The following is a 15,712-nucleotide window of genomic DNA, read 5'->3' as shown; positions in this document are numbered from 1 at the left end:
GTGACCTGTTCGCCTAGATCCTGCCCCGATGAGCGGTACCTCGCCCGACGTTCCGCCAAGATCATGGGACCGTGGGTGTGATCGAGCACTGGAACCGGATCCTGGCATGGCTGGCGGAGCACGCGCCCGCCACCCGTGCCGTGTTGCGGCCGAGGTACGACGCGCTGCCGGATCTTCGGGTTCCGATCGATCTCCAGCTGTGGTGGAGCGTCTACGGGGGCCCCGAAGCCGGCCTCTACGCCGAGATCCTGCCGCCCTTCTACACGCCGTTGGGCGCATATCAGGCGTTCGTGCTCCGGGACACCCACCTGAGCAAGCCCGCGGACGCGACCGAGGCGGGGTCGCCGACGGCCGGGTTCCACCCCGAGTGGCTGCCGATCGCGTTCGACGGCACGGGTGACGTGCTCGCCGTGGACCTGCGTCCCGGCGTGCTGCGCGGCTGCGTGGTCGAGTGGGACCAGGAGCGCAACGAGATGGTCAAGCCGGAGTGGACGTCGATCACCGAGATGTTCGACCAGGTCGCGACGGCGCTGGAGACGCGCACCGCGGTCGGGCACTGCTTCCCCGAGGTCAACACGGCCGGGGAGCTGGGCTGGCGCACCTGCTAGGCCCGTTCCAGGATCCCCGCGACACCAGGCCCTCCATGATCTGGTCGACGTCCAGCGCCGAGAGCAGGACGCACTTCATGGCAGCCGTCGTCGAGGCGGGCCGACGGGCCCGCGCGTCACCTCACGCCGGCGAGTGAACGTTGCGGCAGAAGGCCCTCGACGCACATCGCGCTGAGGGCCAGTCTCCCGCTCGTACTTTCGATCGAGCGCTACTCGGCCGAGTAATCCCGCGGGCTGATGCCGCGTAGAACCGGACCACACGCCAGGGCTGCGACCAGCGCGACCACCATGCCGACGGCAACGGGAGCAGCCACCCACGGCGTCAGCGGCATTTCGCCGTGCCCCACCAGTCCGCGTGCCAGAGTGAGCAATCCGAGGCCGACGACAAGGCCCGCACCGCACGCCGCGATTGTGACCGCGAACACCGGCAACATCACTTCTCGGCGCAGTGCGTGAGCCAGCACCCGAATGGGCGTTCCGGCCGCGATCAAAGCGCCGAAAGTGCGCCTGCGGTCGATCACGGAGCCGGCCGCGGCCACCGCGGCGCCGATCCCGCCGAGCACCGCCGCGATCGAGAGGCCGATGATCGTGGCCCGTTGCAGGTCCTCCATCAGCGTGCTGCCGTACAGCTCACGCTGTTCACCGTCGACCAGCCGGACGCCCGGTAGCGTGCCGATCAACGCGGTGTGCACGGCGTCGCGGTTCTCCGGTGTGGTCGGCAAGCCGACCATCGACACCTTGCCCTCGGTGCCCGGCAACAGCTCCGGGTCGATCACGGCGCTGATGTGGCCGGCGCCGTCGAACGGCCGCGTCTCGTACCGCGCGGGCAGCTTCGCGGTCACCTGGTCCTTCTGCCCGGACGACTTGAACACGTCGCCGGTCAGCTTCGAGTGCGCGTACACGGCAGGGCCTGGCCCGCAGCTCAATCCGTTCAGCACCTTCGCGACGTCAGCGCACTTGCCGACGAGCACGTACGTCCCGTAGTCGGTGTCTTTGCCGGTGCTCACCGAACCGTCCAGCATCGTGGCGATCGGCGCCGAGGTCTGCAGCCGCAACGGCGTGACGTCGTGCGCCACCTGTTCGGCGACGATGGCCTCCTCGCGCCACGTGCCGTCGCGATACGGCACCTGACTTTCCAGTCCTGGCAACATGGTCAGCGCCATCGAGCCGGTGAACACGGCGATGACCACACCGGCCGAACCGCGGAACGCCGCCACCGGGTCACCGGCCAACCGCCGACCGGCGAGCAGCGTCGACGGCTTGGTCCACCTCCCGACGAAGAACCGCCCGACCCACGCCGTCACCACCGGTCCGGCCAGCACCAGCGCCATCGCCACCGCGCCGAGACCGAGGAGCACCACGGTGAACTGGTTGTCGCCACGGGCTCCCTGGGCGTACACGATCCCGAGGAAGAACACGCCCAGCGCACCGGCGATCATCAGCAGCCGCCAGGACCGCACCTTGCGCTTCCCCACCGCCGCGAGCGGTTTCTGCACCACCCGCCGCAGCCCCATGATCGCCGCCGCGATGACCAGCACCGGAGCGAGCACGGCGACCGCGGCCACGACCCCGGCCGAAGGCACGAAGTCGCCCGGATACCAGGTGCCGCCCTCCCACGGGATTTTCGCGGTGAGGTGGCTGAACGGCTGGGCCAGCAGCACGCCGAGCACGCTGCCGACGACCGCGCCGACCGCGGTTTCCACGGCCGTCATCACGATGACCTGCTTCGGTGACGCGCCGGCCAGCCTCAGCGCGGCCAGGCGCCGTTCCCGTTTCGCCGCGGTCAACCGAGCCGCCGACGCGACCAGCACGAGGCAGGGCACGACGAGCACGACGAGCCCGACGCGGGTGAGCAGGTAGAGCATGCCGTGGTAGTCGTTGCGGTACGAACCGGGGCCGCCCCGCAGACCCGTTGCCCGGTAACCGTTGTCGAGCTTGTCCTGCCCCACGATCGCGACGAGCTCACCGGGGTACTTCAGCGCTTCCGGCCCGAGCTCGCCGATCTGCTTGCCGGGGAAGCGATTGCCGAGCTTCTCGGCGGGTGTGCCGCGCACGAGGTCGTTCAACGCGGGGGACAGCAGCACCTCACCCGCTTCGGGAAACCTGACGATGCCCTCCGCCACCGGTACATCGCCCTGCTGCAGACGTGCGACGTCGAACCGCTGGATGAGCTTGCCGTCGAACGAATCGTTGTTCACCGCAACGGAAATCACGCCGCTCTGGTCGGGGTTGCCCAGAAGGTCGCGCCACGCCGTGCGATCCGCCCGCGCCTGCAGGCCGTTCGGCGCGGCGACGAGCCACAGCACCAGCGACACCGCGATCATCACGCCCAGCGCGACCAGCACGGTGGCGACCTGGCTGCGCCGGTCGCGGCGCAACACCGCGAGCGCGATCCTCATGCCGACACCCCGGCGGCGATCCGGCCGTCCTGGATCTCGACCACTCGCAGCGCCCGGTCCGCGATCGCCTTGTCGTGGGTCACGATCACGACTGCTGCGTTGGTCTCCTCCGCCGCGGCCAGCAGGGCGGTCATCATCTCCTGGCCGGTGCGGGTGTCGAGGGCGCCGGTCGGTTCGTCGGCGAAGATCACCCGCGGCCGGTGCGCGAGGGCTCGCGCGATCGCCACCCGTTGCGCCTGCCCGCCGGACAGCTCATCGGGTCGCCGCTTCTCCATGCCCCGCAGGCCGAGGCGTTCCAGCCACTCCCTGGCCGCGGCGAGCGACTCCTCGCGCGAACGGCCGGCGAGCAGCATCGGCAGCGCGGCGTTCTCCTCCGCGGTGAGCTCGGCGACGAGCATGCCGGACTGGAACACGAACCCGAACGCCGTGCGGCGGAGCTCGCTGCGCCCTGTCTCGTTCAGCTCGCCGATCGCGTGCCCGTCGAGGAACACCTCGCCGCCGTCGGCACGCAGGATGCCGGACAGCACGTGCAGCAGCGTCGTCTTGCCGGAACCGGACGGACCGACTACCGCCAGCACGTCCCCAGGGGAGATGTCGATGTCCACCCCGGCGAGCGCGTGCACGTCGCCGTAGGTCTTGACCAGGCCACGAGCGGCCAGAACCGAATTCATGCATCTCAAGGTGCCCTGGGCCGGCCGGCAAAACCTCAGCCGGAACGACACACCGGATCAGCCGGATGACCGAGGCCGGAGGGGTGTGATGGTCCTACCGTTGTCTGCCGTGGACAGTCATCGGGGCCAATGGCCGATCGCCGCCGTGCTGGCGTTGCTCATGGGTGGCGAGCTCGTGCTGATGAACGGGCCGGGCCGGGCGGAAGCGCTGGTGTGGCTGCTCAGCGTGCCTCCGTGCATCGCGGCCGTCGCCTCGTTCAAGTCACGCGCGTTCACCATCCCGGTGACGGTGGCGTCGATCTTCCTGGCGTCGTTCGTCATCCGGCTGTACAGCGTCAACCTGCCCACGCTGCTGAGCCCGCTGACCGTCGCCGAGACCGCGGCGTGCCTGGTCCTGACCGCCGTCATCGTGCGCGAGGAACCGCGCCGCGCCGCCATGTGGTCGGTGGGCTCGCTGATGGCCGTGAGCTTCTTCGCCGCGATCGTCCGTGACAACTGGCTCTCTGGCAGGAACTACAACGAGATCCTCGGCTCGCTCGTCCTGGGCTTCGGGGCTATCGGTGTCGGTCTGTACTTCCGCGCGCGGGACACCGAGAGCGGCCGGTTGATCGCGGCCGCCGTCACCGACGCGCAGAAGGAAGAGCGGATCGCGCTGGCCCGCGAGCTGCACGACGTGGTCGCGCACCACGTGACGGGCATGCTCGTGCAGGCCCAGGCCGCGCTGGAGGTCTCCGACGACGACCCGCGCGCCGCCCACCGCCTGCTGCCCGGCATCGTCCGATCGGGCACGGAAGCCCTGGGCGCGATGCGGCGCCTCGTCGGCACGCTGCGCCAGGGCGGGGAGGACGTCGCGACGACCGACCTGGCAGCCGACGTCATCTCGACCGTCGAACGCACCCGCGAGCTCGGCTTCGAGACCAGACTGCGCATCGACCTGCCTGACGAGGTTCCGCCTGAGCTCGGCCGCTCGGTGTTGCGCCTGGTCCAGGAGTCGCTGACCAACGTGCACAAGCACGCGGTGTCCCCGACGATGATCGACGTGGAGATCTCCCGGACACCGGGAGGGGCGCTGCGCGTGATCATCGCCGACGACGGCCGGCCGCACGAGCTGAACCAGGGCGGATACGGTCTCGTAGGCATGCGTGAGCGGGTGGACCTGCTCGGCGGCCTGTTCTCCGCGGGGCCGCGGGAGAACGGCTGGCAGGTGCTCGCGGAGCTACCGCTGGAAGGGAAAAAGTGATCTCGGTTCTCATCGCCGACGACCAGGAGATGGTCCGCGTCGGCTTCCGGATGATCCTCGAGAAGCAGCCGGACATCACGGTGGTCGCGGACGTCGCGGACGGCATCAGCGCCGTGACCGCGGTCCGCGAGCACAACCCGGACGTGGCGCTGCTCGACATCCGCATGCCCGGCCTGGACGGCCTCGAGGTCACCAAGAAGATCTCCGGTTCGACCAAGGTCGTCGTGGTGACCACGTTCGACCTGGACGAGTACGTGCACACCGCGTTGGAGAACGGTGCTTCCGGCTTCCTCACCAAGGACGCGGGGCCGGCGTTGCTGGTCGAGGCGGTGCGGGCGGCGGCTCAGGGCAACGCGCTGATCTCGCCCCAGGTGACCGTCCGGATGCTGGAGCACTTCTCCCGTCCCGCGGGCAAGCCGGACCTCAGCCTGCTCACCGCGCGCGAGCAGGACGTCGTGCGGGAGGTCGCGCGCGGGCTCAGCAACCAGGAGATCGCGTCGTCGCTCTTCCTGTCGCTGTCGACGGTGAAGACGCACCTCGCGTCCGTGCAGACGAAGCTCAACGTGCGCAACCGCGTCGGGATCGCCTCATGGGCGTGGCGAGCGGGCCTGGTCAACTCCTGAAGAACGATGAAGGGAACCGTATCCACCTGAGGTGGATACGGTTCCCTTCATCGTCTCCCCGAGATCAGACGCCCATCGGGTGCCAGACGGTCTTCGTTTCGAGGTAGGCGCGGATCCGCGACAGGTCCGGCGTGACGGTGAAGTCCTCGCCGGTCTTGTTGCGCAGCACGCGCTTCACCGTGCCCGCCGCCGAGCGCTCCAGGTCGGCGCGCAACGACTCGGGTGCGCCGGTCAGATCCAACGCGTTCACGTCGCCGTGCGACGCGAGCCACGGCGCGATCTCCGCGGTGCGGCCGGTGATGATGTTGACGACGCCGCCGGGCACGTCCGACGTCGCGAGGACCTCGGACAGCGTGATCGCGGGCAACGGGCGTTCCTGCGAGGTGATGACCACGCAGGTGTTGCCGGACGCGATCACCGGTGCGATCACGGACACCAGGCCGAGCAACGACGACTGCTGCGGTGCCAGCACGGCCACCACACCCGTCGGCTCCGGCGTGGAGAACGAGAAGTACGGCCCCGCAACGGGGTTCGACGAACCCAGCACGGCCGCGATCTTGTCCGTCCAGCCCGCGTACCAGACCCAGCGGTCGATGGCGCTGTCCACAAGGGACTGAGCCTTCTTCAGCGGCACGCCCTCGGAGGCCGCGACCTCGGTGATGAACTGCTCGCGGCGGCCCTCCAGCACCTCGGCAACCCGGTACAGCACCTGGCCGCGGTTGTAGGCCGTAGCACCCGACCAGCCGGGGAAAGCCTTGCGGGCGGCGGAAACCGCGTCACGGGCGTCCTTTCGGGAGCCCTGCGCGGCGTTGGCGAGGAACCCGCCCTTCGAGTCGGTCACCGGGTAGCTGCGACCCGACTCGGACCGCGGGAACGCGCCGCCGATGTAGAGCTTGTAGGTCTTCGCGACCGAGACGCGATCAGACATCGAGGTAGGCCTCCAGACCGGTGCGGCCGCCCTCACGGCCGAAGCCCGACTCCTGGTACCCGCCGAACGGCGCGGCCGGGTCGAAGCGGTTGAACGTGTTGGACCACACCACGCCGGCGCGCATCCGTTGCGCCATCCAGAGAATCCGCGAGCCCTTCTCCGTCCAGACGCCGGCGGACAGGCCGTACGGCGTGTTGTTCGCCTTGGCCACGGCCTCGTCGGGCGTGCGGAACGTCAGCACCGACAGCACCGGGCCGAAGATCTCCTCGCGGGCGATCCGCATCGCCTGCGACACGTTGGAGAACACCGTCGGGGCGAAGAAGAAACCCTTGTCCGGCAACGGGCACGACGACGTCCACCGCTGCGCGCCCTCCGCCTCGCCCGACTCGGTGAGCTCCTTGATCTTGGTGAGCTGCTCGCGCGAGTTGATCGCGCCGACGTCGGTGTTCTTGTCCAGCGGGTCGCCGACGCGCAGCGTCGAGACTCGCACGTGCAGCTTCTCCAGCAGCTCGTCCGCGACGGACTCCTGCACCAGCAGGCGGGATCCGGCGCAGCAGACGTGGCCCTGGTTGAAGAAGATGCCGTTGACGATGCCCTCGACGGCCTGGTCGAGCGGCGCGTCGTCGAACACGATGTTCGCGGCCTTGCCGCCCAGTTCCAGCGTCAGCTTCTTCGAAGAGCCGGCCAGCTGGCGCTGAATGATCTTGCCGACCTCGGTCGACCCGGTGAACGCCACCTTGTTGACGTCGCCGTGCTCGACGAGCGCCGCACCGACGTCACCGGCGCCGGGGATGATGTTGACGACGCCCGGCGGCAGGTCGCACTGCTGGATGATGTCGGCCAGCACCAGCGCGGTCAGCGGCGTGGTCTCGGCCGGCTTCAGCACGACGGTGTTGCCGCACGCCAGCGCCGGCGCGATCTTCCACGCGGCCATCAGCAGCGGGAAGTTCCACGGGATCACCTGTCCCGCGACGCCCAGCGGCTTCGGGTCCGGCCCGTAGCCCGCGTAGGAGAGCTTGTCCGCCCAGCCCGCGTGGTAGAAGAAGTGCGCCGCGGCGGTCGGCACGTCGACGTCGCGCGACTCCTTGATCGGCTTGCCGTTGTCGAGCGACTCCAGCACCGCGAGCTCACGCGCGCGTTCCTGGATCTGCCGCGCGATCCGGTAGATGTACTTGGCCCGCTCACTTCCCGGCATCTTCGACCACACGCGGTCGTACGCGCGCCGGGCCGCCTTGACGGCATTGTCCACATCGGACGCTGATGCCGTGGAGACCTCGGCGAGCACCTCTTCGGTGGCCGGGTTGATGGTCTTGAGCGGTTCGCCGGTGCCCTCGACGAACTTGCCGTCGACGAACATCCGGTAGTTCGGCTTGAGGTTCGCGATGTCCCGCGACTCGGGCGCGGGGGCGTATTCCCACATGTCTTCAGTCCACCGTCACGTAGTCCGGGCCGCTGTAGTGGCCGTCCAACTGGGTCCGCCGCTGCATGAGCAGGTCGTTCAGCAACGTCGACGCGCCGAACCGGAAGAGGTGCGGGTCGAGCCACTCCGGTCCGGCCACCTCGTGCACGGCCACCAGGTACTTGATCGCGTCCTTGGTGCTGCGGATGCCGCCGGCGGGCTTCACCCCGCGCAGCTCACCGGTCTGGGTCTTCCAGTCCCGCACGGCCTGCAGCATCACGTGCGTGACCGGCAACGTCGCGGCCGGCTGCACCTTGCCGGTCGACGTCTTGATGAAGTCGCCACCGGCGAGCAGCGCGAGCCAGGACGCGCGGCGGACGTTGTCGTACGTCACGAGCTCGCCGGTCTCCAGGATGACCTTGAGGTGCGCGTCCCCGCAGGCCTCCTTGACCTTCACGATCTCCTCGAACACCTGGCCGTACCGGCCGGAGAGGAACGCGCCGCGGTCGATCACCATGTCGACCTCGCTCGCGCCCTGCTCGACGGCGAACCGGGTGTCGGCCAGCTTGATGTCCATCGTGCTGCGCCCGCTCGGGAACGCCGTCGCGACACTGGCGACGTTGATCCCGGTGCCCTTGAGCTCGTCGGCCGCCGTCTTCACCATGTCCGGGTAGACGCACACCGCCGCGACCTGAGGCACGTCCGGCCGCTCCGGGTCGGGACGCTTCGCCTTGGCGGCGAGGCTGCGCACCTTGCCGGGGGTGTCCGCGCCTTCCAGCGTGGTCAGGTCGACCATGCTGATCGCCAGGTCGATGGCGTGCAGCTTGGCGGCCTTCTTGATGCTCCGCGTGCCGAGGCCCGCGGCTCGTTGCTCGACGCCGACCTGGTCGACGCCGGGGAGCCCGTGGAGGAAACGCCGCAGCGACGATTCGTCGCGCACGGCGTCAGCCAGGGCCGACGGCAGTGTCGTTGGAGCAGCCATGACCCGGAGTCTAGGCGGAATGGGACGCCCGTCCTAAGTGAAGCCGTTTGCGCTGCTCAGGCCCTGTCGCGGGGAGCTGATCGAGTGCCGGTTCTGCCGGGTGCGCGGCCAGGGCGGCCCTGCCCGCGTCCTGCGGGACCACCGGTTCCGGGCGGACGGACTGGGCCGTGCGGACGCAGGTTCGCGCGGTACAGCGGCACCGTGGTCTCGTCGATCTCCGGCGCGTTCTGGGCGGCGCTGCCCGTGCGCTTGAGCTTCTGCCACGGCAGCACCGCACCGGCCATCGCCGTGATCACGGACTGGATCACGACGAGGTACATGAGCTGCCGGTAGACGATCGGCTGCAACGCGACGGCCCACAGCGGCCGCAGTCGTTCGCCGTCGAGCCGGAACGCGATCACCGCGGGAACCAGCTGCAGCGCGAGGAAGCCGAGCCAGGCCAGCGCGCCGCGGGCGGGATTCGTCCACAGGCTCAGCAGCGCGAACACGTCGATTGCCGGCGCCAGCACGGGCAGCGCGACCTGGTAGAGGAACAGATACGGCAGCGCGCGGCGGCCGAGCTTGCCGCCCATGCCGCGCTCGAAGACGGCGCCGCGGTGCTTCCACATCGCCTGCAACGTGCCGTAGCACCAGCGGTAGCGCTGCCGCCACAGCTGGCCGAGGCTCGCCGGCGCCTCGGTCCACGCCCGCGCCGACTCGGTGTAGACGACCGACCACCCGGCGCGTTCCAGCGCCATCGTCAGGTCGGTGTCCTCGGCGAGCGTGTCTTCCGGCACGCCACCGACCTCACGCAACGCGCTGACGCGGAAACCGCCGACCGCGCCGGGAACCGTCGGCATGCACTGCATGACGTCGTACATGCGGCGGTCGAGGTTGAAGCCGATCACGTACTCGATGTGCTGCCAGCGCCCGAGAATCCCGGACCTGTTGCCCACCTTGGCGTTGCCCGACACCGCTCCGACGGCGTGGTCGGCGAACGGCTGCACGAGGTTGCCGACGGTCTCCGGTTCCAGAACCGTGTCGCCGTCGACCATGACGACGAGCTCGGTGCGGGTGTGCCGCAGCCCGGTGTTCAGCGCCGCAGCCTTGCCCGCGTTCTTCTGGCGCACCAGCGAAACATTGGGCAGGTGAAGGCTCTTCACCACCTCCGACGTGCGGTCGGTGGACCCGTCGTCGATCACGATCACGTGGACCGGCGTGGTGCTGGCGAGGATCGTGCGGACGGTGGCCTCGATGCCCGCTTCCTCGTTGTAGGCGGGCACCAGCACGGTCACCATCTGCGGGTTCAGCCGCGGTGCGTGCTTGCCGGGCTTGCGGCGCGCGTGGATCGCGGTCGTCACCAGCAGAACGGCCGCGCGGGCCAGCGCCAGCCCGCTCGAGATCATGACGAGCCAGGTCAGCATCTCGGTGACGAACCGGGAGAACCGCACCGCGAGCGACACGGCCGTGCCCTGGGCGCGTTCCGTCGCCGTCGCCGGTTCGGTGGCCTGCGCGATCCCGAACGCCGCGCTGGTGGTCTGGAACGCGAACCCGCGCTGCTTCAGCGCCGGGATCAGCTTCTCCAGCGCCGCAACGGTTTGGGACCGGTCACCACCGCCGTCGTGCATCAGCACCACGGCGCCCTTGTCGTCCTTCGGCGTGGCGTTCGCGAGCACGGCGTCCGCACCCGGCCTGCGCCAGTCCTCGCTGTCGAGGTCGGAGAGCACCGCGAGGTTTCCGGCAGTCGTGATCCGTTCGATGCCGACCAGGTCCTCGTCGTCGACGGCGTCCGGCCGGTTCGAGTACGGCGGCCGCACGAGCCGGCTCGACTTCCCGGTGCCGCTCGCGACGACGAGCCCGGTCTGCCCGATCTCGAGCCGGGCGCGCGTCTCACCGACCTTGCCGAGGTCGACGTGCGTGAACGTGTGCAGCCCGACCTCGTGACCCTCGGCCTCGATCTGCCCCAGCACGTCCTGGTGCTGCGCGGCGGCCGCTCCGGTGACGAAGAACGTCGCCTTGACACCGTTGCGCCGCAACACGTCGAGGATCCTCGGCGTCCACTCGGGATCCGGCCCGTCGTCGAACGTCAGCACCACGGTGCGGTCCGGCGTGGTGCGGGAACTCAGTCCGGTGCCGGTGTCGCCGATCAGCGGCCCGCCCTGGTGCACGCTCTCCGGCACGGTGTTGGCGGGCCCCGCCGTCGGTTGCGCGCCCTGGCCGACGTGCCCGACGACGAAGGTGTCCAGCAACAGCGCGCCGAGCAGCACCACCATGCCCAGCGCCAGCAGCGCCCAGTGCGCCCGCGGCTGAGGCCTCACGGCTTGCCGCCCTGCCCGGGATTGCTCGGCCGGTTCGACGAGCCGGGCGGATCGGTCCGCTTGTTGCCGGGCTCGGTCGTCGTGGTCGTGGTGGTGGCGTCCGTCACGGGGGCCGCGGTCTTGGTGGCCGGCGGTGTGGTCGTGGTTTCGTTGCGTGGCGATGATGTTGCTTCGGGTGACGGACGCGGGGTGTCCGCCGTCGTGCTGACGAGGGTGGGCACATCGGCGTGCGGGATCGGCAACAGCGTTGCCGGCTTCACCGGACCACCGGCGAGCGCGACCACGAGCAACACCAGATATGCCACCACACCAGCGGCAACAGTGCCGATGGCGATGCGCATCACCTTGCGGCGGCGGCCGCTCGGATCAACGAAAACGGGTCTGTCGGAGGGAGTCGTCATGACCTTCGCGGGGGGACGGCATGCGGTCGCAGGAGGGTAACCGGCCGCCGCGTTCAGCGGAAGACGCTCAGCCGAGCAGGTCGAGATCCTCGACGGGCTCGCCCAGCCACGACCAGTCGCCCGGCAGTTGCCCCAGCCACTTCCGCAGGTGGTCCACAACCTGGTCGAGGCGCTCGAAATCGCCCCGGTGAGTGGTCGTGTCCGGCTCGAGCAGGTCGACCGGCAGCATCAGTCGAGGAGTTCGCGCAGGACGCTGGACTTCTTGCGCTTCGGCCCCTTGACCTCCACGCCACCCATGATCGCGAGTCCGGTGATCCGCACGGTCGGCGCACCGGGGATGTGCCGCCGCCCCGGTGCCCTGTCCTCGAACGCGCCCATGAACCCGAACCCGTCGACCTTGACGTTGATGTCGTCCGGCACGCGGATCTCGACCCCGCCCCAGAACGCGAACACGCTGATGGTCACCTCGGCCTCGGCGAAGCTCGCGTGCGTCAGGTCGAGCTCGATGCCGCCCATGATCGCGACGGCGTTGTGCATGCGCGGGACGACCCACTGGCCCTTGCGGTTGACGCCGGACCAGAAAGCGATCGACACCGCGCTGCCCGGCTGGCCGCCGATGCGGTCGCTCACGACCGGTTGGTACTGCGGCACGGCAGGGGGCTGGGGCAGGCCGCTCAGCACCAGGTCGGCGGTGATGGGAGCGAGTTCGCCGTAGGTCTTCGCGGCGTAGACGGCCGCGAGTCGCTCGTCCAGCTCGTGGATGTCGAGGCGGCCTTCGGCGGTCGCCCTGTGCAGCACCTGCGCGATCCGTTCCCGGTCCGCGTCCGACGCGCGCATGTGACTCTGGTCAGCTGGTACCAGCTCGTCGCTCACCCGATCGAGTCTAGGGCTGTCACTTCCGATTCGGTGCGTACTTGATGGTGATCGCGAAAGCCAGAACGAGCAGACCGGCGAGCCCCGCCGCGAGCGCCGGGCTGTGGCCCCACAGCATCGGCAGCACGCCGATCAGCACTGCGAGTAACGCCGACACAGCCATGATGAGCAGCGGGGATTCACACAACTGCTGGACGGGCTTCCGCTCGATGGTCACCGTGCGCACCTCCGTGTCTCAACTGGTTACGAGACACTTCGGAGTCGCTTTGTCGATTCTTTACTCCCGGATCGGGTCGAACGGCCACCGAATCGGGTGGCGTCAGCGCAACGGGTCCGTCACCGGGGGATCGGCCGGTCGTACCGACTTCTCCAACGCGTCCAGCTCCGTGCGGGGCACCCGGCCCAGTCCGGGCCCGCTGACGCCGCTCCTCCCGACGCGAACGTCGTTGGCGAACACCAGCTCGATGATGCCGTCGGTGTCGCGAACGCCGTCGAGCTGCCACGAGGTCTCAACGGTGAACGGGACCTTGATCTGCACGTGCTCGTCGAACCTGAGGCTCTCCGCCAACAGCCGCGCCCGGTCCCGGTCGTCGGGAAATCCCTGCACCTCAACGAAGGCCCACGCGTCGTGCTGCCACTCGACCGCGACGTTCGTGCCCGTCCACAACGCACGCCTGCCGTTGATGTCCGGCATCGGTTCGCCCGACGGTGCACCTTGCGCGCCCGGTGCGTTGACCATGACGTGCGCGGACTCGTAGCTCTTGCTGTCCGGTGTCAGCAGCACCAGCTGGCGTTCGCGCCCGGTGACGTAGGTCAGCGGCCGGAACCCCGCCACCGAACCAACGCTGACGGTGCGCACCAGCGGGTCGAACGTCCTGGCGGCCACCGGATCGGGAGCGTGCCGCACCACTAGCGGCAGCACACCGGCGATGATCAGCACGAACGCTCCGGCCGCCATCACCCGCAACGCCTTGGTGCGCTTGCCGGAACGAATCGCCCGCGCCACGCTGACACCGTCGGAAGCGGGAACGTCCGTGTCCCGCAACGGCCCCAACAGCCGTGCACCGTCCTCTTCGGACATCACTGGGTCACTCCCAACTGTGCGCGCAGGGCCGTGAGTCCGGCGGAGGTCTGGCTCTTCACCGTGCCTTCCGAGCACCGCAGAGCACGCGCGACCTCGGCCACGGGCAGGTCGGACAGGAAGCGCAGGACGAGCACCGCGCGCTGCCCCGGCGTCAGGCGCATCAGCGCGACCCGGACCTCCTCGCGGGTCTCGAAGTCCGGGTTCGCCACGGTGTGCAGGTCGTCGACCCGGTCGAAGAGGCGCACCCGGCTCCACGGCCGCCTGCGTTCGTTGAGGAACGCGCGGACCAGGATCGCCCGCACGTAGGCGTCGAGGTTGTCGGCGGCCCTGGCCTTGCGCCAGTTCGTGTACAGCCGCGTGATCGCGACCTGCACCACGTCGTCGGCGCCGTGCACGTCGCCGCAGAGCAGGTAGGCGGTGCGCCGCAACCAGGGCAGCGCCGCCGTGACGTACTCGGTGTACTCGTTGTCAGCCAACCCTCCCCCTTCTGTCCACCCTCAGGACACGGCGAAGGGGACGAGAGGTTGGGTGACGTGGGTCACGCGGTCGGCTGACGTACCGGCAGCCCGGCCGCCCGGTAGACCGAGTCGATCACGGTCATGTTCTTCACCGCGTCGTCCGCGGTGGTCGGGAACGGCTTGCCGTGCAGCACGGCGTCGGTGAACGCGTCGAGCTGGTAGGCGTAGGTGGCGCGCCGCCCGAACGTCTCGACCGAGTTCCTGTTCTTGAGCCGCAACGACAACCGGTGGAACATCTGCGGCCCGAGCGGGTTGAAGACGCTCAGCGTGCCGTTCTCACCGATGGCCTTCATCGACAGCTTGAACACCGTCGACGACCACATCGACGCGTGCACGGAACCGGTGTGGCCGGAGGGAAAGCGCAACGAGGCACGCATCGCGCGGTCGATCGAGGGGCCGCGCAGCAACGCCCGTGCGGAACGGACCTCGGGTTCCTCGCCGCCCAGCAGCCGGGCCATGTGCACGGCGTAGCAGCCCGCGTCCATCATCGCGCCGCCCGCGAGCGAGTAGTCGTAGCGGATGTTGGAGAACACCGGCAGCGGGAAGCACACGCTGGCTTCGACGTGCCGCAACGGGCCCAGCACGCCGGACCGCATGATCTCGTCGACCCGGATGGCCAGCGGGTGGTAGCGGTAGTGGAACGCCTCCATGACCACAAGCCCGGAAGCGTTTGCGGCGGCCGCGACGGAAGCCGCTTCGGCCGCGTTGGCGGTGAACGGCTTCTCGCACAGCACGTGCTTGCCGGCTTCCAGCGCGGCGAGCGTCCACTTGCCGTGCAGGCCGTTGGGCAGCGGGTTGTAGACGGCATCCACGGACGGGTCGGCCAGCAGGTCCTCGTAGGAGCCGTGCACGCGCGGAATGCCGTGCTTGTCGGCGAAGGCCTGGGCGCGGGTGGCCGAGCGAGCGGCGATCGCCACCACCTCGGCGACGGTCGAGGAGCGGGCAGGGCGGATGACGGCTGGCGGCGTGATCATGGCCGCGCCGAGCACTCCGATGCGCACGTGGTCGGTCACGCGGCCGACCCTACACCCTTCAGTTAACGGCGTTCACTCCACCAGATCGGTGTCGCGCGTGGGGAAGAACGGGATCTTCTCCACCAGTGCCGGGTCGGAGGAGGGCCACGCCTGCATCTGGCGGCGCGACCGCCTGCCGAAGAACGCGCGCCACAGGTCGAACGCCCCGGCCTCGATCGTGGCCGGGCCGTCGCCGATCACGCCGAGGTCGGTCTTGAAGGTCACCCCTGGCAGCACGCGCGGTACCATCCACACCAGGGTCGGGAACCACACGGAGTCCGGCAGGCGTTCCCGGCCGAGCGCCGCCCGCAGGTCCGCCTCGTGGGTGATCGCGTCGAACGCCAGCTGGTGCGGGATCCGTTCCATCGCGTCGATGCGTGTGCCGGCGGCGTTCCACTGCTGCAGCAGGTCGTCCGCCGGGACGTTCTCGCGCTCGGCGACGTGCCGCGCCGTCCACTCGGTACCCGGTGCGCCCTCCATGCGGCCGTTCACCAGATCGGAGGCTCCGCCGGCCAGATGCGCGATCAGCTGGTGCACGGTCCACTCAGGACAGGCGGGCACCACGCGGGCCAGTTCGTCGGCGCTCAGGCCCATCGTCAGGCCGACGATGCGCTGACGCGCCTCGCGGTAGATCTCTTCGAACACCCTTGGCTCCTCGCAGCGGTTACGGTGTCGG

17 protein-coding genes are annotated in these 15,712 nt (G+C 69.6%); 3 read left to right on the top strand and 14 right to left on the bottom strand.

The window, feature by feature from the left end; genetic code table 11:
* Positions 1-71 precede the first annotated feature (71 nt).
* A complete protein-coding gene (locus JOD27_RS46655) occupies positions 72-608 on the top strand; it encodes an SMI1/KNR4 family protein (RefSeq protein WP_204763142.1) in 537 nt (178 codons plus the stop codon).
* Positions 609-817: 209 nt separating this feature from the next.
* On the opposite strand, the gene JOD27_RS16595 is transcribed toward JOD27_RS46655, so the two are convergent.
* The gene (locus JOD27_RS16595; RefSeq protein WP_204763141.1) at positions 818-3,007 is read right to left on the bottom strand and encodes an FtsX-like permease family protein; all 2,190 of its coding nucleotides are present in this window, start codon (positions 3,005-3,007) and stop codon (positions 818-820) included.
* The gene (locus JOD27_RS16590; RefSeq protein WP_204763140.1) at positions 3,004-3,678 is read right to left on the bottom strand and encodes an ABC transporter ATP-binding protein; all 675 of its coding nucleotides are present in this window, start codon (positions 3,676-3,678) and stop codon (positions 3,004-3,006) included. Before JOD27_RS16590 ends, JOD27_RS16595 begins: the two co-directional genes overlap by 4 nt.
* 109 nt (positions 3,679-3,787) lie before the next feature.
* Between JOD27_RS16590 and JOD27_RS45000 the strand changes: the two genes are divergently transcribed.
* On the top strand, positions 3,788-4,918 hold the full coding sequence (locus tag JOD27_RS45000) for a sensor histidine kinase (protein WP_204763139.1): 1,131 nt from the start codon (positions 3,788-3,790) through the stop codon (positions 4,916-4,918).
* Positions 4,915-5,541: a response regulator gene (locus JOD27_RS16580; protein WP_204763138.1), complete on the top strand. Its 627-nt coding sequence runs from the start codon at positions 4,915-4,917 to the stop codon at positions 5,539-5,541. The genes JOD27_RS45000 and JOD27_RS16580 overlap by 4 nt, the downstream gene beginning before the upstream one ends.
* A 64-nt stretch (positions 5,542-5,605) precedes the next feature.
* Here JOD27_RS16580 and JOD27_RS16575 read toward each other — a convergent pair whose 3' ends face one another.
* The 12 genes from JOD27_RS16575 to JOD27_RS16520 all read right to left on the bottom strand — a co-directional run bounded on the left by JOD27_RS16575 (position 5,606) and on the right by JOD27_RS16520 (position 15,681).
* A complete protein-coding gene (locus JOD27_RS16575; RefSeq protein ID WP_204763137.1) occupies positions 5,606-6,469 on the bottom strand; it encodes an aldehyde dehydrogenase family protein in 864 nt (287 codons plus the stop codon).
* Entirely contained in the window at positions 6,462-7,889 is a 1,428-nt protein-coding gene (locus JOD27_RS16570; RefSeq protein WP_204763136.1) for an aldehyde dehydrogenase family protein, read from the bottom strand. Before JOD27_RS16570 ends, JOD27_RS16575 begins: the two co-directional genes overlap by 8 nt.
* Positions 7,890-7,893: 4 nt before the next feature.
* A complete protein-coding gene (deoC, locus tag JOD27_RS16565) occupies positions 7,894-8,850 on the bottom strand; it encodes a deoxyribose-phosphate aldolase (protein WP_204763135.1) in 957 nt (318 codons plus the stop codon).
* A 56-nt stretch (positions 8,851-8,906) separates the two neighbouring features.
* Positions 8,907-11,147 carry a bifunctional polysaccharide deacetylase/glycosyltransferase family 2 protein gene (locus tag JOD27_RS16560; RefSeq protein ID WP_307830158.1) on the bottom strand — a complete coding sequence of 747 codons (2,241 nt, stop codon included), beginning with the start codon at positions 11,145-11,147 and terminating at the stop codon, positions 8,907-8,909.
* Positions 11,144-11,488: a hypothetical protein gene (locus tag JOD27_RS16555; protein ID WP_204763134.1), complete on the bottom strand. Its 345-nt coding sequence runs from the start codon at positions 11,486-11,488 to the stop codon at positions 11,144-11,146. The genes JOD27_RS16560 and JOD27_RS16555 overlap by 4 nt, the downstream gene beginning before the upstream one ends.
* A 127-nt stretch (positions 11,489-11,615) precedes the next feature.
* Complete coding sequence (locus JOD27_RS16550; protein WP_204763133.1) at positions 11,616-11,777, bottom strand: hypothetical protein; 162 nt, start codon at positions 11,775-11,777, stop codon at positions 11,616-11,618.
* Complete coding sequence (locus JOD27_RS16545; protein ID WP_372441702.1) at positions 11,777-12,421, bottom strand: DUF1707 SHOCT-like domain-containing protein; 645 nt, start codon at positions 12,419-12,421, stop codon at positions 11,777-11,779. Before JOD27_RS16545 ends, JOD27_RS16550 begins: the two co-directional genes overlap by 1 nt.
* Positions 12,422-12,440: 19 nt before the next feature.
* Positions 12,441-12,638 (bottom strand): hypothetical protein, encoded by a 198-nt coding sequence (locus JOD27_RS16540; protein ID WP_204763132.1) that lies wholly within the window; start codon positions 12,636-12,638, stop codon positions 12,441-12,443.
* A 102-nt stretch (positions 12,639-12,740) separates the two neighbouring features.
* The gene (locus JOD27_RS16535) at positions 12,741-13,502 is read right to left on the bottom strand and encodes a hypothetical protein (protein ID WP_204763131.1); all 762 of its coding nucleotides are present in this window, start codon (positions 13,500-13,502) and stop codon (positions 12,741-12,743) included.
* Positions 13,502-13,981, bottom strand: a complete 480-nt coding sequence (locus JOD27_RS16530; protein WP_204763130.1) for a SigE family RNA polymerase sigma factor — start codon at positions 13,979-13,981, stop codon at positions 13,502-13,504. Before JOD27_RS16530 ends, JOD27_RS16535 begins: the two co-directional genes overlap by 1 nt.
* Before the next feature lie 62 nt (positions 13,982-14,043).
* A complete protein-coding gene (locus tag JOD27_RS46650) occupies positions 14,044-15,036 on the bottom strand; it encodes a Gfo/Idh/MocA family protein (protein WP_204763129.1) in 993 nt (330 codons plus the stop codon).
* A 33-nt stretch (positions 15,037-15,069) separates the two neighbouring features.
* Entirely contained in the window at positions 15,070-15,681 is a 612-nt protein-coding gene (locus JOD27_RS16520) for a maleylpyruvate isomerase family mycothiol-dependent enzyme (RefSeq protein WP_204763128.1), read from the bottom strand.
* Between the last annotated feature and the right edge of the window lie 31 nt (positions 15,682-15,712).

It is taken from the genome of Lentzea nigeriaca (genome assembly GCF_016907955.1).
GTDB classification, from domain to species: domain Bacteria; phylum Actinomycetota; class Actinomycetes; order Mycobacteriales; family Pseudonocardiaceae; genus Lentzea; species Lentzea nigeriaca.
Note: the sequence above shows the minus strand (reverse complement) of the source record. Positions and strands in the feature narration are given on the sequence as shown.